At 65.5% G+C, this 13,967-nt stretch carries 19 protein-coding genes; 12 read left to right on the forward strand and 7 right to left on the reverse strand.

Annotated features, from left to right (window positions below; all coding sequences use genetic code 11):
• The first annotated feature begins 101 nt into the window (after positions 1-101).
• Positions 102-1,037: a carbon-nitrogen hydrolase family protein gene (locus HGK58_RS08790; protein ID WP_168627211.1), complete on the forward strand. Its 936-nt coding sequence runs from the start codon at positions 102-104 to the stop codon at positions 1,035-1,037.
• On the opposite strand, the gene HGK58_RS08795 is transcribed toward HGK58_RS08790, so the two are convergent.
• Positions 1,029-1,793: an alpha/beta fold hydrolase gene (locus HGK58_RS08795; RefSeq protein WP_168627212.1), complete on the reverse strand. Its 765-nt coding sequence runs from the start codon at positions 1,791-1,793 to the stop codon at positions 1,029-1,031. The genes HGK58_RS08790 and HGK58_RS08795 overlap by 9 nt on opposite strands.
• 257 nt (positions 1,794-2,050) lie before the next feature.
• On the opposite strand from HGK58_RS08795, the gene HGK58_RS08800 reads away from it, so the two are divergent.
• The 6 genes from HGK58_RS08800 to HGK58_RS13805 all read left to right on the forward strand — a co-directional run bounded on the left by HGK58_RS08800 (position 2,051) and on the right by HGK58_RS13805 (position 6,065).
• Positions 2,051-2,497, forward strand: a complete 447-nt coding sequence (locus HGK58_RS08800) for an SRPBCC family protein (protein ID WP_168627213.1) — start codon at positions 2,051-2,053, stop codon at positions 2,495-2,497.
• 291 nt (positions 2,498-2,788) lie between these two features.
• A complete protein-coding gene (locus HGK58_RS08805) occupies positions 2,789-3,190 on the forward strand; it encodes a DUF1801 domain-containing protein (RefSeq protein WP_246865494.1) in 402 nt (133 codons plus the stop codon).
• 282 nt (positions 3,191-3,472) lie between these two features.
• Entirely contained in the window at positions 3,473-4,495 is a 1,023-nt protein-coding gene (locus tag HGK58_RS08810; protein WP_168627215.1) for a zinc-dependent alcohol dehydrogenase family protein, read from the forward strand.
• A gap of 98 nt (positions 4,496-4,593) precedes the next feature.
• The gene (locus tag HGK58_RS08815; RefSeq protein WP_168627216.1) at positions 4,594-4,935 is read left to right on the forward strand and encodes a YciI family protein; all 342 of its coding nucleotides are present in this window, start codon (positions 4,594-4,596) and stop codon (positions 4,933-4,935) included.
• 30 nt (positions 4,936-4,965) lie between these two features.
• Entirely contained in the window at positions 4,966-5,445 is a 480-nt protein-coding gene (locus HGK58_RS13800; RefSeq protein WP_246865495.1) for an epoxide hydrolase N-terminal domain-containing protein, read from the forward strand.
• Positions 5,446-5,453: 8 nt separating this feature from the next.
• Positions 5,454-6,065: a hypothetical protein gene (locus HGK58_RS13805; RefSeq protein ID WP_246865496.1), complete on the forward strand. Its 612-nt coding sequence runs from the start codon at positions 5,454-5,456 to the stop codon at positions 6,063-6,065.
• A gap of 18 nt (positions 6,066-6,083) precedes the next feature.
• Here the strand turns inward: HGK58_RS13805 and HGK58_RS08825 are convergent, their stop codons facing one another.
• Complete coding sequence (locus HGK58_RS08825; protein ID WP_168627217.1) at positions 6,084-7,154, reverse strand: LCP family protein; 1,071 nt, start codon at positions 7,152-7,154, stop codon at positions 6,084-6,086.
• 391 nt (positions 7,155-7,545) lie between these two features.
• Here HGK58_RS08825 and HGK58_RS08830 point away from each other — a divergent pair, with 391 nt between their 5' ends.
• On the forward strand, positions 7,546-8,778 hold the full coding sequence (locus HGK58_RS08830) for an FAD-dependent oxidoreductase (protein ID WP_168627218.1): 1,233 nt from the start codon (positions 7,546-7,548) through the stop codon (positions 8,776-8,778).
• Positions 8,779-8,866: 88 nt separating this feature from the next.
• The gene (locus HGK58_RS08835) at positions 8,867-9,493 is read left to right on the forward strand and encodes a hypothetical protein (RefSeq protein WP_168627219.1); all 627 of its coding nucleotides are present in this window, start codon (positions 8,867-8,869) and stop codon (positions 9,491-9,493) included.
• Between the two features lie 306 nt (positions 9,494-9,799).
• Here HGK58_RS08835 and HGK58_RS08840 read toward each other — a convergent pair whose 3' ends face one another.
• Positions 9,800-10,258 (reverse strand): DUF6479 family protein, encoded by a 459-nt coding sequence (locus tag HGK58_RS08840; RefSeq protein ID WP_168627220.1) that lies wholly within the window; start codon positions 10,256-10,258, stop codon positions 9,800-9,802.
• 127 nt (positions 10,259-10,385) lie between these two features.
• Between HGK58_RS08840 and HGK58_RS08845 the strand changes: the two genes are divergently transcribed.
• Complete coding sequence (locus tag HGK58_RS08845) at positions 10,386-10,781, forward strand: VOC family protein (RefSeq protein WP_349236182.1); 396 nt, start codon at positions 10,386-10,388, stop codon at positions 10,779-10,781.
• Between the two features lie 2 nt (positions 10,782-10,783).
• Here the strand turns inward: HGK58_RS08845 and HGK58_RS08850 are convergent, their stop codons facing one another.
• From HGK58_RS08850 to HGK58_RS08860, 3 genes are read right to left on the reverse strand one after another with little or no spacing between them, the layout of a single operon-like run.
• Positions 10,784-11,089, reverse strand: a complete 306-nt coding sequence (locus HGK58_RS08850; RefSeq protein ID WP_168627221.1) for a GNAT family N-acetyltransferase — start codon at positions 11,087-11,089, stop codon at positions 10,784-10,786.
• Between the two features lie 2 nt (positions 11,090-11,091).
• Positions 11,092-11,241, reverse strand: a complete 150-nt coding sequence (locus HGK58_RS08855; RefSeq protein ID WP_168627222.1) for a hypothetical protein — start codon at positions 11,239-11,241, stop codon at positions 11,092-11,094.
• Complete coding sequence (locus tag HGK58_RS08860; protein ID WP_168627223.1) at positions 11,238-11,591, reverse strand: hypothetical protein; 354 nt, start codon at positions 11,589-11,591, stop codon at positions 11,238-11,240. The genes HGK58_RS08855 and HGK58_RS08860 overlap by 4 nt, the downstream gene beginning before the upstream one ends.
• 82 nt (positions 11,592-11,673) lie before the next feature.
• Between HGK58_RS08860 and HGK58_RS08865 the strand changes: the two genes are divergently transcribed.
• The gene (locus HGK58_RS08865) at positions 11,674-12,354 is read left to right on the forward strand and encodes a hypothetical protein (protein ID WP_168627224.1); all 681 of its coding nucleotides are present in this window, start codon (positions 11,674-11,676) and stop codon (positions 12,352-12,354) included.
• Between the two features lie 137 nt (positions 12,355-12,491).
• Positions 12,492-13,223, forward strand: a complete 732-nt coding sequence (locus HGK58_RS08870; protein ID WP_168627225.1) for a hypothetical protein — start codon at positions 12,492-12,494, stop codon at positions 13,221-13,223.
• A gap of 61 nt (positions 13,224-13,284) precedes the next feature.
• Here the strand turns inward: HGK58_RS08870 and HGK58_RS08875 are convergent, their stop codons facing one another.
• Complete coding sequence (locus tag HGK58_RS08875; RefSeq protein WP_168627226.1) at positions 13,285-13,896, reverse strand: hypothetical protein; 612 nt, start codon at positions 13,894-13,896, stop codon at positions 13,285-13,287.
• Positions 13,897-13,967: the final 71 nt, after the last annotated feature.

Raw genomic sequence — 13,967 nt, forward strand, 5'->3', positions numbered from 1 at the left:
CTTCGAAGGTGCGGATGCGGTTGCGCGGCTGGCGGCGCGGACCCCGCCTCAATACTCAGTACGCTGACCAGAAGCAGCAGACACCAGCGAAGGACGCATCAATGACGAGAGTTGCCGTAGCCCAGATCGGGTCGCGAGTGTTCGACACCCCGGCGACCATGCAGCGGTTGCGGGACATCGTCGCGGAGGCATCCGAGAAGCAGGTCGAGTTCCTGGTGTTTCCGGAGGCCTTCATCGGCGGCTATCCGAAGGGGTTGAATTTCGGAGCCGTCGTCGGCTCGCGCACACCGGAAGGACGTGATGACTTCCTGCGCTACTCCGAATCGGCGATCAGCGTGCCCGGCCCGGAGACTGAAGAGATCGGTGAACTGGCAGCATCCGCGGGCATGACCATTGTCGTCGGCGTCATCGAGCGCGATGGCGGAACCCTGTACTGCACGGCCGTCTACATCGGTGCCGACGGTTCGCTGGTCGGGAAACACCGCAAACTGATGCCAACCGCGAGCGAGCGCCTGATCTGGGGGCAGGGTGACGGTTCCACCCTGGAGGTCTTCGACTCCCCCGCCGGCCGGTACGCCGCCACCATCTGCTGGGAGAACTACATGCCCCAGCTGCGCCTGGCGACCTACCAGCAGGGCATCCAGCTGTGGTGCGCGCCGACCGTCGACGACCGCGAGATCTGGCAGTCCAGCATGCGCCACATCGCCTACGAGGGGCGGATGTTCGTGCTCAGCGCCTGCCAGTACCTGACCCGCGCTGATTGTCCAGACGACTACGAGGCGGTGCAGGGCAACGATCCGGAGACCGAACTCATCCGCGGTGGAAGCGTGATCGTCTCGCCGCTCGGCGAGGTTCTCGCCGGCCCGATCTACGGCGAGAGCGCACTGCTGGTGGCGGACATCGATCTCGCCGACCAGGTGCGCGGCCAGTACGACCTGGATGTGACCGGCCACTACTCCCGCAGCGACATCTTCCAGCTCACGGTGAACACCGAGCCGCGGGCATCCGTTCGCCGCGTCGCGGAGATTTCAGACTGAGTCCGGAAGCTGAACCCACGTGGACGACCAGTCCTCCAGCTCCGAGATGACAGCATCGGGTCGGCTCGCCCAACCGAAGTGGGGCCGCTTGCCGGCATCCAAGACCAGATGACGGCGGGTAACCCGTGCGCTCGGCAGGAGAGCCGCGAGCCCGCCCACGGCGCGCTGCGGGGCCAATGTGTCCCCGTGCAACGAGAGAACCAGCACCGGCAACTCGAGGACCGCTAGTGACTGGCCCGCGTCGACAGGAGGTCGGCCGTACGTGAGCCGGCCGGTGCGCGCCAGGCGAGCCCAGTCGCGCATCACACCGCGCGCTTCCCTGCCAGCGAAGCTCACAAGACGCCCGGGGAAATGGCCGACAACCGCGGCGAGGGCAGCGAATAGTTGAATGGCGACGAGGTAGCGAAGTGGCCAGAGTCGCCAGTGAACCGACCCCGCGGCAACGAACGCCAGAGCATCTACGGTCGCACCTCCGCGTGCGACGCTGACACACGCCACCTGGGCACCCAGGCTGTGACCCAAGACAACCACCGGTGAACCGGGAGCGCGTTCCCGAACTTCCTCTATTGCTGCATCGAGGTCATCCGCCAGATCCGCGTATCCGAAGTCCCGCCGACGCCCGGGGATCGACGGTTGCATCCCCTCGTGCCCCCGCAGTTCGGTGACAGCGACACCGCTCCCGTTCTCGGCTAGCGCATCCGCGAACTGGCGGTAGAAACGAGCGCCGACCCCCATCGCCGGAACAACGACATACACCGGAGCCCTCGGTGTGGAAGGCGCCCGCCACTGGACCGCGAAGTGTGAGCCATCCAGGCGCCGAATTGGCACGCTCTCTATTTCGACCAACACACTTCCTCTTTCAGCTGCGGGAGTTATCCGTTCAGCACATGGTCTCATCGACATGGCGACCGCTGCGCCGCTCTCGAGAACGTCGACCACCGGGCCGCTTCCCACTCCCGATACGGTTGGCACAGTCTTGTCCCGCCACAACGGTGGAATCGCAGAGGAGAACCATGAAGACCCAGGACAGCATCAGCATCAACGCTAACCGTGCACGGGTGTTCGGGGTGTTCTGCGACCTCGAGAATGCGGCGGCCAACATCGGCGCGATTACCAAGGTCGAGGTGCTCACCGGGGCATCGCAACTCAACGTTGGCACCAAGTGGCGGGAGACCCGCACCATGTTCGGCAAAGAGGCGACCGAGGAGATGTGGGTCACGGCGTACGAACAGGACGTGTCCTACGTGGCCGAAGCTGAGTCCCGTGGTGCCCACTACCGCACCGAGTACCGATTCACTCCGGAAGGCAGCGGTACCCGAGTCGACATGACGTTCGAGGGTGTCCCGCTCACGTTCGGCGCCCGCCTATCCGGCATCATCGGGACGCTGTTTGTCGGTGCGGCCAAGAAGGCGCTGCACCAGGACCTAGTCGACCTGAAGCGGGTGTGCGAAGCGGCGTGAACCGCGGCAGCTGACGACTGCCATCTTCGTTGCCGGATGCGATGAGGTAGCGTGGACGCAGACTTCCGGCTTTGGCCGGCGGGTACTGGTTGAGACAGTGCATGAACCCCCAGCTGCTTTGACTGGGGGTTCTTCCGTTTCCAATAGTCGCGGGATCGGTGGAATCCTACTCGAAATGCAGTAGCAAGACGCGCGAGGTTGCAGTCCGCTACGCGCCTTAGATTTACCCCGCCGCAGTACGCTGGTTGTCCCGGAAGATCGCGAGGAAACATGGCAACGAAGCAGCCAGCGATGTCACCGTCCGACCTGCCGGTCGCGGAGGTGCTGGACCGCGCCACCGGCCCACGGCGCGCCGAGGCGGACGAACTGCTCGCGATCTTCCGCGACGTCAGCGGCGAGCAACCGGTCGTGTGGGCGGGCCGCATCATCGGTTTCGGAGAGTACGAGTACCGCTACGACAGCGGCCACGGGGGTCGCGCTCCCCTGCTCGCCTTCGCATCCGGTCCCAGGGAACATACGATCTACATGCCCAACGATTTTGCGGAGCGTTGGCCCGATCTTCTAGCTCGGCTCGGCCCCCATCGTGCGAGCAAGGTGTGCCTTTACTTCACACGGTTGACGGGTGTGGATCGCGACGCGCTGCGGATGCTGCTCGAGCTAGTGCTTGATGATGCGAGGTCGCAGGCGGTCTGAGACGGGCACGTTTTGTCTAAACCCTCCCCCTGGCGGCGGGTCGACATCCACGCGCAGGCCAAGCGGGCAGGGTTCAGGTCATCGAGGTAATACGGATGCCCGGGGCAGCAATCAAGGAGAAATCGGCGTCTCTGCGGCGAAACCTCCTCGATTCAGTGCTGGTGGGGCAACAAGTCCTCGGTCAGGATCGCCCCAATCTCCGAACGACGGCCGATGAGCCCTACTTCCGTGCCGCGTGCGTGTCTGCGAGAGTGAGGGCAATCTGGGAACGAAGGGATCACGATGCGCGGTGTTGTCATGTACGGCCCCGGCGATGTTCGGGTCGAAGAGCGCGAAGATCCGAGCATCCGGGAACCCACCGACGCGATCATCCGCGTGACCGCCGCGTGCATCTGCGGCTCTGACCTCTGGCCGTATCGGGGCGCCGACAAACCCAGGTGGCCGATCCCGATGGGGCACGAGTACGTGGGCGTGGTCGAAGAGGTCGGAGATCAGGTCGGGACAATCAAGGTCGGCGACTTCGTCGTCGGATCGTTCTTCGCCTCCGACAACACCTGCGAGATCTGCCAAGCCGGATACCAGAGCCGCTGCGTCCACGCCGTCGGCATGGGTCGGATGGGCACCCAGGCGGAGCGGCTGCGGGTTCCTCTCGCGGACGGCACGCTCGTCGCCATTCCGACGCGGCCTACCGAAGCCCAAGAACGGGGCCTGCTCGCCGCATCCGACGTCTTGGGAACCGGGTGGTTCGGCGCGGTCGCCGCGCAGGCCGGACCCGGCAAGACCGTCGCGGTGGTCGGTGACGGTGCGGTCGGCCTGCTTGCTGTGTTGGCGGCGAAGCGACTTGGCGCGGAACGCATCATCGCGATGAGCCGCCACCCTGACCGCCAGGCGCTGGCCCGCCGGTTCGGCGCCACCGACATCGTCGAGGAGCGCGGAGATGACGGCGTGGCTCGGATCAAGGAGCTGATAGGCGGACTGGGTGCGCACTCAGTCGTCGAAGCTGTGGGCACGCAGGAGGCGATGATGCAGGCGATCCGAGCGACGCGCGCCGGCGGGCACGTGGGATACGTCGGCGTCTCACACGACGTCGCCCTGCCTGGCGAGGAGCTGTTCTACTCCGGTGTGCACCTGCACGGCGGTCCGGCGCCTGTGCGCCGCTTCCTGCCGGAGCTGGTCGACCTGATCATGAGCGGCGAGATCGACCCCGGTCAGGTGTTCGACCTGACGCTGCCGCTCGAGCAGGCCGCCGAAGGTTACAAGGCGATGGACGAACGCCGCGCCATCAAGGTGCTGCTCACGCTCTGAGTTCGCTGAGTCGCTTTGAGCACGCGCCACGTCTGGTCCACCGCTACGACGATGATGAAGAAGCACGATCGCTCAAGCGCGAAGAGGGAGTCAATGCGATGACGAAGTACCTGATCTCGTTCCCGAGTAGTGCCATGGACGTTCCGGAGGAGGAATTCCAGTCGGTGGTGGATGCCTCGCACGCGGTAGTGCAGGAGGCGAAGGATGCCGGCGTCTGGGTGTTCGGCGGCGGTATCGATGAGAGCGTGCCGCCCGTCATGGTCGATGCTGATGGGACCGTGACCGAAGGAACCTATCCGCAGACGAAGCAGATCGAAGGCGGCTACTCGGTGCTGGAATTGCCCTCGTATGAGGCGGCACTGGAATGGGGCGCAAGGATCGCGACCGCCTGTCGATGCGCGCAGGAAGTTCGCGCGTTCCAGTACGACCCCGCCAGCTGAGACGTCGGTGGCCGTCGGTACCATCAGCCGATGGTCACACGATTTCGGATCGACATCGGCGACGACATTCTCGACGACCTGCGCACACGGCTCGCCGGTGCTCGTCTGCTGCCGGAATCGCCGGGGCGGCCATGGTCGGCTCTGTCGGCCGACTACCTCGCGGAACTCGTCGATGACTGGCGGCGGTTCGACTGGCCGCGCCGGCAGGCATGGCTGAACTCCTTCCCGCAGTTCACCGCGACGATCGACACCGCCAGTATCCACTTCGTGCATCGGCTCGGCTCCGACGCGGATGCTCCCCCGGTGCTGCTCATGCACGGCTGGCCCCACACGTTCGCCCTTCAGCTCGCCTTGGTCGAGGCCGCTCCCGAACTCACCTTCGTTGTGCCGAGTCTTCCCGGGTTTGCGTTCTCGTCCCCTTTCGAAGGAGTGATCTCAGAGGCTCGCCTAGCTGAGACGATGCACACGCTGATGACGGGCGTGCTCGGGTATCGCCGCTACGTCACCTAGGCGAGGACGTGACCGCAAACGTGAATGACCTGATCGCTGCCACGCATCCGGAATCAGTGGCCGGCATCCTCGCGACTCACGCGCACTTCCCCACTGCTGCCGAGCGCGAGGCGCTGGGCGACCCGCAGATCGAAGCGTTCTTTGCTCGCCTGGCCGCCGACATGCACGACATGAGCGGCTATGCGCATCTGCAGTCCACCCGACCGGACACCCTTGCGGCCGCGTTGAACGATTCACCGGTCGGCCTGTTGGCGTGGATCGTCGAGAAGCTGATCGAGTGGAGCGACACGCCTCGGGATGACCCTCGAGCGGTGGAGAGGCTGTTGTCGCGGGAGCGGATGCTGACGGAGGCGACAATCTACTGGGCGACGCAGTCGATCGGCAGCTCGTTTCGGCCGTATTTCGAACGCGATTATGGCGCCGAGATCCCGCCGGTCGAGGTGCCGGCATCGGTGCACATCCAGCGGCACGAGCACGACTATCCGGAAGCGGCGGCGCGTGCGTTCTACCGCGACCTGTTCTCGTTCGAGCATCTCGAACGAGGCGGACATTTCGCCGCGGCGGAAGTCCCAGACGTCATTGCTGAACGGCTTCGCGCGCTTGTTGCACATGTGCGGTGACCGGGGCGGCGCAAACGTCTAGAAGTGTCGGGCACAGGTCTCATCTGCTGCGGTTTGGCCCTGAACACCGTCCAACACCTCGGGGGTGGCGGATGGTGGAGCACTCGTGCTCGAAGGCGGGGAGGCGCCTTCCCCAGTCTCGGGCGCATCCGCCGCCGCTGTGCCCAGCCCAGTCTTGCCGGGCACGAATCGTTCGTCGGCCCGGATCTTGTCCATCATTTTGTCGGCCTCAGCCGCCACCGGGGCGACCTTCCCGGCGTAGACGCCATCCTGCCCATAGACACTCGGGTATTGGGCGAACGCGACGTTCTCGAGCCCCATACCGTTCAGCGCCTGGGCCATTGCGACCATCGTCATAGGATTTCTGAGACTGTTCGAGAAGATCGTGTTCTCGCTGACCACGGTCGCCAGCCTGAAGAGCGCCACCGGATCGTTGAGAATGCCGTCTGGCTTCTTCAACGTCCGCAGCATCGACGACAGGAACATCTGCTGCGTGCTGATTCGCCCCAAGTCGCTGCCGTCGCCTACACCGTGACGGGTGCGGAGGAAGTTCAATGCGTCCTCGCCGGACAGCTCGTGCGTGCCGGCGGCATCGACGCTGAACCCGCTCCACGGGTCATCGATCGGACCGTCCACGCACACGGGCACCCCGCCGATCACCTCGGTGATCTTCTTCACACCCTCGAATTTGACCTGCAGCGCGAAAGGGATCTCGAGCCCGGTGAGCTCCGACACGGTTAGAACAGTGCACGCGAGGCCGCCATAGGCAAGGGTGTTGTTGATCGGCTGCGCGGACATGGCCGAATGAAACCCGTTGCCGTCCTTCCGGGGGCATGCCGGGATGGACACGACCATATCCCGCGGGATGCTCACTGCCACGGCACTCTGTTGGTCCTCGGCAACGTGGATGAGCATGGTGACATCGTTGAGCTCCGCCTTGCCGCGCCCGTTACAGCCCGAGTCGTCCTCGCACACGTCGCTGCCGACCACTAGCACGTTGAACCCGCCCTCGAACGATCCGAGTGACGGCGGCGGCCCAGGCGTCTCGCCGACGAGCGGCACCGACTCCACGCGGCTCTCCAGACTCAACAGAACTACCCCGACCAGGCTGACGCTCGACACAACCAGCACCGCGCAGCCAACTGCCGCCGCTTTAAGAAGCACGCGCCACGCCGGGTGACGGTGAAGGCGACCGTGTCTGGCCAGGGTGGGCGGTTGCGTGCGACTTGTTTTCCGCAGGGCACGCATCGGGTCCACTCCCCCCTCCCCCTCTGGTCGCATCCGGCGGCGATCCCTCACCGCTGAGGTCTTGTCAACGATACATGGGAGCATCAGCTCGAAGTCGAAAGTTCGCGTGAAGTCATTCGAGGCCTTCTTGTTACGAACCGGGCGGCTTGAGACGATTCGGCTGTCGCATCAGGCAACCTCTACCCTGAGACCAGTCTCCTCCTTCTCTCGTCAGTAGAAAGCAACATCGCACATGAAGCCCCAACGCGTTGTCGTCATCGGCGCGGGAATGATCGGACTTGCCACCGCGTGGCACCTGCAGGAGCGCGGCGTGGAGGTGACCGTCGTCGACCGCAGCGGCGTCGCAGCAGGATCCTCGTGGGGCAACGCCGGGTGGCTCACGCCCTCGCTCACCCTTCCGCTCGGCGAGCCGTCGATGCTCATGGCCGGCCCGTGGCAACTGGTCAAGCCGTCGTCACCGCTGTACGTGCCGCTCGACCCCAGGCTCGTGCCGTTCCTCAGCGGATTCGCCTGGCACTCGCTGCCCAAGCGGTGGAAGAAGTCGATCGGCATCTTCGCCAAGGTCAACCCGCTGGCCATGGATGCCTTCCACGAGCTCACCGCGGGAGGCGTCAGCGAGCCGGTCACGCAGGCCGAGCCGTTCCTCGCCGGTTTCCGGAGCGACAAGGATCGCGCCGGGCTGCTCCGCGAATTCGAGGTGGTGAAGGCATCCGGCGGCGAAGTCGACTACGAACTCGCCACCGGCGCACAGCTGCGTGAAATCGAGCCCACCCTGAGCGAAGCCGTCACCGCCGGCGTCCTGCTGCACGGTCAGTGGTTCATCGACCCACCGAAGTACGCAGAATCGCTCGCGGAAGTCGTGCGCTCCCGCGGCGCCGAGATCGTCACCGGGTTCGAGGTCACCGACGTTGCCGACACCGGCAGCGGCGTCACGGTCACCGCAGCAACCGGCGAGAAGCTCGACGCGGACTCGGTCGTCATTGCCACCGGGGCGTGGCTGGGTCGCCTCGCCCGCAAGTTCGGTGTCAAGGCCATCGTGCAGGCCGGACGCGGCTACAGCTTCAGCGTCAAACCCGAGGTGATGCCGACGCATCCGATCTACTTCCCGACTCAACGTCTCGCCTGCACGCCGCTCGGCGACCGGTTGCGTGTCGGCGGCATGATGGAGTTCAAGGGGGTGGATGCTGCGGCCGATCCGCGTCGCATCCGGCTGCTCGTCGACACCGCCCGACCAGTGTTCCAGGGCATCGACTGGGATGACCGGCAGGACGAATGGGTCGGCGGACGCCCGGTGACCACCGACGGTCACGCGCTCATCGGCCCGACGCGGTCTCCGCGGGTCTTCGTCGGAGGCGGACACGGAATGTGGGGCATCGCGCTCGGCCCGCTCACCGGGCGGATGCTGGCGAGTTCAGTCGTTGGTGAGCCGGGCCCGCTGCTCGAGCACTTCGACCCGCTGCGGTAACACGCCACCTTGGAATCGCCCCAACGTTTCCCTGTGCTCCCGCGTCTGAGAGAGTGAGGACAACTTCGTTGAGTGGAGGGCGACAGGCATGACGGCTCACGGCAGGCGACGTGGTGGGGGCTTGGCTGCGGCCGCGATGTTGATGACGCTGGTCGCGACTGGCTGCGCGCAGAGCGCGCCTCTGGGCCCCGAGGCCGAAGGTCATGAGACCGTCGACTGCCGGTCGGAGCCGAGTGCGCTGTCTCCGAACCCGGACGGTCGACTGGACGACTCGTCGGTTGCTGTGCCTGGCCGCGTCCCGGACGGGTTCGAAGCGGTCGCTGCACTTCGCTGCTCCCTGGAACTTACGCTCGCTCCCGCGCCTGACCGTGAGCCCGTGCCATTGGAGTTCTGGTCAGAGAGCGGTCCCCCACCTAACGTCGAGACGCCGGAGAACGCCGCTGGCGGCGAGGTCGTTTGGCGAGTCGAACGTCTCGAAGGCGACCTGACCCGGCTGCTCAATGCTCTTGCCGCTCCGGATGACCTGCCATCGGCGGGGCTCGCGTGCACGGCCGACATGGAGATTGTGCCTGCTCTCTGGCTCGAATCCCGGTCCGGCGAATTCGTGCCCGTGCACTATCCGCGCAACGGCTGCGGCAAGACGAAGCCGGCGGTTCGGGATGCGCTCGCTGGGTTGCAGGTCACGATCGTGGTAGCGCCGCTGACAAGTGAGTAAGTCGAGTTCGGCATCGTCGTCGCTGCGGAAGCGAGCGGGATTCGAGGAGCTATTACTCTCGCACTCATCGACGATCCTCGAAACCGCGTCGGCGGACACCTCTCTCCTCGAATCCGGTCGGTCGCCGCGCGTCTTCGTCGGCGGCGGGCACGGCAGGTGGGGCATCACGCTCGGCCGCTCGACCGGCGAGGAGTCAGCGCTTGCGAGGTTTGCGAATCAGCGCCCACACCGCCATCAGCAGCAGGATGCCGACGATGGTGCTGATGCCGCCGAGGACGAGGACGATCGGTTCGATGCCGAACATCGCTACATCCGTGGGTCGTCGTGGCGCGTCGTGTCAGGGCGCACTGTGTCGTGCTGATCCGGCACGGTGTCGTCGAGACGGTCCGTGCCCGAGGATTCCGGGACTGAATCGTCCCGGTGCCGTCCACCAGACTTCACATCTGGATCGATTTCGTCCGCCTTGCGTGCGGCCTCGGTCGACTCTCCTCGGACCTCTTGGGCACTCTGCTGGCGCTGTGCAGCCTCTCGGCGCAGACGCTCTGCGTCGAGTTCCGCTTGGCGGGCCTCCGCTTCCGCCCTCGATGCGGCGACCTCCCTTTCGCGGGCGATCAGGTCGGAATCAGCGGCCTGATCACGCATTTCAGTCGCTCGCTGGCGGTTGGTTTCGTCGCGCCGCTTGCGGCCCAGGTACGCAACAATGCCGATGATCACCAGAACGACAACGACCGCCACGATGATCCAGATGATGGTGCTCGTATCCACGGAATCCACCTCGATTCGCTAGAGCGACTATGTTCGTCACGATATGGGCGCAACCTGTGGCCTGCCCGTGAGAGTTCCACGCTTTGCGGGCGGTTCGTCCACAATCGCAGCACGAGAGAGGTGTGCAGTGGAACAACCGGATATGCGCTTGGCCGGCCCGGTGCTCAGCAGCCCGGAGCCGCGGAAGCTCGCCGACTTCTACCTCCGGATGCTGCCCGGATGGACGGTCGTGCACAGTTCCCCAGACTTCATCATGATCCGTCCAGAGGGCGGCGGCACCGGGATCCATTTCCACGTCGAGCAGTACTACGTGCGGCCGGTGTGGCCGTCACAGCCCGGCGAGCAGTTGCAGATGACGCACCTCGACATCGCGGTGCGGGACCTCAGCGTCGGCGTCGAGTGGGCGAAGTCGGTGGGCGCGGTTGAAGCCGACTACCAACCCAGCGACAGCCACACGGTCATGCTCGACCCTGATGGGCATCCGTTCTGCCTGTTCGAGGCGCAGTTCGCGCCGAAGCCGTAGGGCTACCGGGACTCGGTGCCCGCCGGCTCCAGGTACTCGTCCCAGTCGTGGTGCTTGCGCACGTACGCCGAGATGAAGGAGCACTCCGGGACGATCCGCTTGCCGCTGCCCGCCGCGTCGTTCAACACGAACTCGGCCAGCCGGGAACCGAGGCCGCGGCCGCCGTACCGGTCATCCATCACGGTGTGCGTGAAAGTCACCCGATCGCCGCTGAGCGAGTAGGCGGCTATGCCGATGATCGTGTCGCCCTCGTGCATCTCGAACCGGTTGCGCTCCGGCACGCGCACGATGGCGAACTCGTCCTCCATGGCTAGGCGGGACCTCCGGATGCGGTGTCCTCCTCGGTCTGCGCGTTGTGGTGCTCCTGCTTCGACGGCTCGCCGGACTTCTGCGAGTCGGGTTGCTGCTCGGACTGCTGCTCGTCGTCGGCGTGCTCTTCTTCTCGGTCGTGGTGTGTCATTTCTTCTCCTCGTCGATGAGCTCCATGAGCTCGCCCAATACCTTTCGGATATCGTCGTGGTTGTGCTGGCTGGCCCGGCTCTCCGCGGAGATCACCGCACAGCGGTGGATCTTCTTGAAGTCGCCGTACGGGAACGAGAAACGCCCTTTCGTCTCCTCGCTCGCCTCGTCGTCGACGCCGAGGTGCCACTCGGAGAACTCGCCCCAGCCGTTCTTGTCGACGAAGCGATTCTCCTCGGCGGCGTCCGGTGCGTGCTCGCTCCAGTCGTCGCGTTCGTCACGGACGACGTCGCCGTCCCGGATGAGCTTGCGCGCGTGCTCGTAACCCTTTCGGTTCAGGTTCACGGTCATGGCTCTACCCAACCACCGCGCCGGCGATGGGGCTATCGGCGGGTGTCCAGATAGGCGGCGGGTGGCGGACGCACAATGAGCCATGAAAATCACGCGGCGACCCGAACCACCCGCCCCAGTCGCGTCGGACCCGCCATCCGTTCGCGCTCAGCTCCTCGCCACCGAGCACTGGAGCATCCTGGCCACCAGGAGCATGACCCAGAGCGAAGTGCTCGTGCGGATCACGATGTTCCTGACCCTCGTGTCGGCGAGCGTTGTGAGTCTTGCGCTGATCGGGCAGGCGACCGGCTTCGGTCCGTTCTTCACGGTGTTCGCGCTCGTGCTGCTCGGCATTGTCGTGGTGATCGGCTCGCTGACGACGATCCGGCTATACAACGGCGCGATGGAGGATCTCGCGCACGTGCTCGCAATGAACCGATTGCGCGCCGCTTATGTGGAGCTCGATCCGGGCATTGAGAAGTACTTCCTCAACTCGACGCACGATGACGAGACCGGAATGGGCGTCACCTACAACCATCTCGGCGGCAACGATCGAAGTCAGGTGCTCGGCAGCAGCATGATCTTCATCACTGCAGTGAACGCAGCGCTCCTCGGCGTGTTTGTCGCGATTGCAACGTTCGCGCTCGGTGCGCCGACGTGGGCGATCTATGTCGCGGCTACGCTGGCGGCGCTTGCCTATCTCGGCGTGGCGGTCAGGCACGGGTACGGCAGGTACAGCAGAGTGTGGACGACCTTCGTGCCGCTGTCGCCTACGCCTTCGTAGGCCGCGAACTGCGGCAAATTCGAGGTTCGCGCGCCGGTGACCCCGAACTTGCCGCAACTCGCGACTCGAGTTTTGGTGAAGGGGTCTTCGCCTGAGTAGGCATTGCATTGCTCGAACATGTGTTCGATAATTAAGAGATGTCGAACGCCGCCATTGCTCCCGAACTCGGCCCGACCGGGCAGAACGAGCTGGTGCGCGAACTGCAGGATCGCATCCGGAAGCTGCAGTCAACCAAGCTCGACTCGCGGGACCTCCCCACCAACCCGGCGATCGCCCGACTGCTGCCCGGCGGTGCGCTGAAGCAGGGGTCGGCGTACTCGGTGGAGCGATCGGCGACCCTGCTGATGGCGCTGCTCGCTCCCCCGTCGGCGGCCGGCACCTGGGTCGGCGTGGTCGGCGTGCCCGAGTTCGGGGTGGAGGCTGCCGCCGGCTTCGGCATCGATCTTGACCGGTTGGCGTTGGTGCCGCATCCGGGCGACCAGTGGCTCGCGGTCACCGCGGCGATCGCGGATGTCATGGGCATCGTGGTCACCCGCCCGCCGCAGAAAGCGAGCGACGGCAGCATCGCGCGGCTCGCGGCGCGGCTGCGGCAGCGCGGCACCACCCTCATCGTGCTCGGCAGCTGGCCGCAGAGCGAGGCGATGCTGACCCTCGAGGAGAGCAGCTGGGTCGGCATCGGCGAAGGACACGGGCACCTGACCGCGCGGCAGGCGACGGTGATCGTCTCCAGCAGTACCGGACGGCCGCGGCGGGCGAGGCTGTGGCTTCCGGATGCGGGTTACCAGGTGCGGGAGGCGGGTATGCGGCCGGTTGATACCGCGGACGCGCCCGTTGCGGACATCCGCGCCCCGCGCACCTGGCGCGCCTGACCGGAGGGTGCGCGCCCGACCGGAACGGTAGCGGATGACCGGAAGCCGGGCGGACCGGTTGCTACCGGTCGTCCTCGAGCTCGCCGTACAAGCCGTCGGGAGCCTGCTCGCAGCGGTACTGAAGCCAGCCCGGCGCTGCCACTTTCGCCATCGGCACCCATTCGCGCGGTGTGCCGGCGTCAGCGAGATACGCCTGAAAACTCGGGATCTCACCGACGTCGAAACCCGCCTTCTCGATGCACGGGACGAGCTCATTGACCAGGAACTCATAGAGGAACTCGTGCTGCGACTCGTTGAGTGGGGCCAAGTACTTGGGATCGGGCGGGTACTTCGCGTTGCACACGTAGTGCGCCAAAGCGAAGGCGGCCCGTTGCTCTATCCGATGCCCAATCGACAGACCGCCATCGGTTTCAACGTCGGCGTCAAACCCTTCTTCTCTCAGACATTGAGCAATCGCTTCTGGAGGTTCCGAAGGATCAAGTAAGCGCACGCGAGCCACATCCGGAATCTGCACCGTCGGATCCGCGATGCGCGCCTCATCCGCGTAGAACTCGAGGTGCTCCTCAATCAAGCGCTCTGCGTCGGCTGCAGAGAGTGGATCGGGAGTCGGCAGGCTGCGGCCGGTTGCCACGCACGAGGTGAGCAGCAAGGCGGTTGCGGCGGCCGCGATCATTGTGATCGCTCTCAGGTGGTTACGGATCGCCCAGCGACCAGGTCGACGGCCAGTTATGGAGTCCCCCTCAC

It is taken from the genome of Cryobacterium sp. BB307 (assembly GCF_012274275.1).
GTDB lineage: Bacteria > Actinomycetota > Actinomycetes > Actinomycetales > Microbacteriaceae > Terrimesophilobacter.